The sequence below is a fragment of the Paraburkholderia humisilvae genome (assembly GCF_902859855.1).
GTDB lineage: Bacteria > Pseudomonadota > Gammaproteobacteria > Burkholderiales > Burkholderiaceae > Paraburkholderia > Paraburkholderia humisilvae.
In genome coordinates, this window is record NZ_CADIKH010000450.1 from 1 (window position 1) to 700 (window position 700).

Below are 700 nucleotides of genomic sequence, written 5' to 3' on the forward strand. Positions count from 1 at the left end.
TCACGATCGGCCTGCACGACCCAGTTGATGATCGACTGCGCCGTTGGCTCGAACTCGCGCGCGAGCTCCTCGGGCGTACGCCCGGCCTTCACAAGCTCGACCATGCGAGCCTGGAATTCCGCAGGGTATGGGGTACGATGCTTGCCCATTTCCGGCACCTCCTTCTCAAAAGAATAGGTGTCCGTTTTTCTGGGTCAATCTCAACCGGTGCTCATTTCGGCCACGCCATCAAGGAGTGGGTTGCCGAAAACCGGAAGGGGCTTTGTTCGATCTCGCCTTTGACTGTTCGCGACTGGCTCGCTTTCGAGGAGGCTCGCATGCGCGATGAAGCGGACGCAGCGGAACCCTCAGCCAACCGAAAGATAGATGCTTTGGATACCGGTGTTTTCCATGCAGTGAGAGTCACTAACAGTAATGGTCACCCCGGATGAACCTCAGCAGTTAACGAAGAATACGTCGTGGTCTGCGTGCTTGGACCGAGGGGGAATGGCATGGGTTGACTTGCTGGAGGGAGGCACTAATTTTTTGAAGTCATCGCACTCCTACGTTCATTCAGCACGACGCGCGAATCGCTGAAGCGCAATCAGAGAGCCCTCTCGGGTGTTGCCGAACCGCTGGGCGACGCTCTGGACATTCTCCCCTGCCTCTACCGCAGCGCCCGCCGGCCCATCCACTCAAGCGTTGCCAGAGGTCCCTCTCG

General features: G+C 58.3%; 1 protein-coding gene. It reads right to left on the reverse strand.

The window, feature by feature from the left end; genetic code table 11:
- Positions 1-149, reverse strand: a 149-nt coding sequence (locus tag HV796_RS43005) for a transposase (protein ID WP_175233645.1), incomplete at its 3' end; no start/stop codon positions are given.
- Between the last annotated feature and the right edge of the window lie 551 nt (positions 150-700).